The following is a 2114-nucleotide window of genomic DNA, read 5'->3' as shown; positions in this document are numbered from 1 at the left end:
GATCACCAGCACCTTGTTGATGATCTAAGGTTTCATTAACACCTTGTGCAATGTCTGGAGATTGTTTGGATAACTTTTCTAATATACAAAACTCTTCCATATACCCTATTTCTTTGAGTACTCGTTTCGCAATTTCAGAGTATTGAACATCAGCAGTAGTTGTCACTTCACCAAAGATAACCACTAAGTCATCCTTGATTGCTGTTTCAACTGCGACTCTTGCTGTTTGGTCTTGTTCTAGGATAGCATCTAGTATTGCATCACTGATTTGGTCACATTAAAATTGATGGCAAAACACAAACGTAGTATCGACAATTTTTATATCATGTTGTTTGCTGCACCATGCGAAATCCGCTTTGCTCCTTTCGCATTGGTCGCGGGCAGTCGCCAACTACAAGCAAGCTTGTGATTGGCTCGTTGCCTGCGCGCAGGATCAGACAGGGGATTGCCTGTTCGCCCTGATGCAAACAACATGATATAAAAATTGTCGATACTACGTTTGTGTTTTGCCATCAATTTTAATGTGACCAAAAAATAAGAAAAATTAAGTGCTTTGGTATCTGTTGGTAAACAGGTGCCAAAGCAATTTGTAGTTTTATAAGTAGTCAATAAGATCACAATTAAGGAGAAGTCAAAGATGAGTCAGGATTTACGGGTGTTTTTAGAACAATTGGATAAAGATGGGGAAATCTGTCATGTGACAGAACCTGTCAAGCGGGAATATGAAATCAGCACCTTGATGATGGAGCTGGAAAAACAGCGGAAATATCCGGTGATGTGGTTTGATCAGGTGGATGGCGGCGATATTCCGGTGGTGACCAATATTCTTGGTACCAAAGACCGGTTTGCCAGAGCCATGGGCGTTAAAACCGAAGATCTGTCCTTTGAGTTTGCTGAACGGATCAAGAATCGCTTTGATGATCTCAAAATCGTCGAAAACCCACCCTGCAATGCCCATTTGATTACTGGTGATGATGTCGATTTAACAAAGCTGCCGATCATCACCCATTTTCCCATCGATGCCGGTCCCTATATTACCTCGGGGCTGACGGTCGCCAAAGATCCCGAAACCGGGGCAGAAACGCTGGGTTTTCATCGGCTGCAGTTGAAAGGAAAAAATAAGTTGGGGATTTCCTTCCACTCCCGTCAGCGGATGTGGGAATTTTTCAGAAAGAGTGAAGAACGGGGCGAAAATATGAAAGCCGCCATTTGTATTGGCCTTCATCCCAATATTGCTTTGGGTTCGCAAGCTTCAATACCCTATCATTTGGGAAAATACGGTGCTATTGGCGGATTATTCGGGGAACCGCTGGAAGTCTCACCCTGTGCCACCATTGACCTCAATGTACCGACTTATGCTGAAATTGTCCTGGAAGGGGAAGTCCTCTGCAATGTTCGGGAACCGGAAGGTCCTTTTGCCGAATACACCAATTACGCCTGCTTCCGCAGCACCGAAAATGTCTTCCAGGTCAATGCCATCCGCTACCGGGAAAAGCCAATTTTCCACGATATTACCCCGGCCATGAGCAGCGAACACATTACCATTGTCTCAATCCAGCGGGAAGGGGATATTACCAAATTTTTAAAACAGAATCTGCCAAACATCAAGGCCGTTCATTCGCCACTATCCTCCTGCGGCATTTTCCATTGTTATGTGTCGATGAAGAAAACCGCCGAAGGCCAGGCGCAACAGGTTATTTTAACTGCACTCGGAATGGACCATCATATCAAAATGGTGATTGTTGTGGATGAGGATGTCGATGTCTTCAACGAACAGGAAGTGCTGTGGGCCATGGCTACTCGGCTCCAGGCCGACAAGGGCGTGATGATCTTCCCAAATATGATGGGCGAAACCCTCGATCCTTCCACCGGCGATGATGGCCTTACCGCCAAAATGGGCATCGATGCCACCAAACCGCTCAGTGGCTACTCACCAAAAATCGATATCGACGAAAATGTTATTGAAGATATCAAGCGCTTATTTAAATACGTAAAATAGCGGATTTTTGGTTGATCGTCATAGCGCCAGTAGTTTGTTTTAGAGCAATTGGTTAACACCCAACTACCGTACCGACCAATTGTTAATCTGTTGTTCGCTGCGGATTCGGACAGGC

At 45.0% G+C, this 2114-nt stretch carries 3 protein-coding genes; 1 reads left to right on the top strand and 2 read right to left on the bottom strand.

What is annotated here, in order from left to right:
• Positions 1–244, bottom strand: a 244-nt coding sequence (locus QZ998_RS15330; protein ID WP_296561714.1) for an S-adenosylmethionine synthetase N-terminal domain-containing protein, incomplete at its 3' end; no start/stop codon positions are given.
• 74 nt (positions 245–318) lie between these two features.
• Positions 319–609: a hypothetical protein gene (locus tag QZ998_RS15325; protein WP_296561713.1), complete on the bottom strand. Its 291-nt coding sequence runs from the start codon at positions 607–609 to the stop codon at positions 319–321.
• A 28-nt stretch (positions 610–637) separates the two neighbouring features.
• Here QZ998_RS15325 and QZ998_RS15320 point away from each other — a divergent pair, with 28 nt between their 5' ends.
• Entirely contained in the window at positions 638–1999 is a 1362-nt protein-coding gene (locus QZ998_RS15320) for a UbiD family decarboxylase (protein WP_296561712.1), read from the top strand.
• Positions 2000–2114: the final 115 nt, after the last annotated feature.

It is taken from the genome of uncultured Acetobacterium sp. (assembly GCF_927416815.1).
In the GTDB taxonomy this organism is placed as follows: domain Bacteria; phylum Bacillota; class Clostridia; order Eubacteriales; family Eubacteriaceae; genus Acetobacterium.
This window is presented reverse-complemented; position numbering and strand designations above follow the sequence as displayed.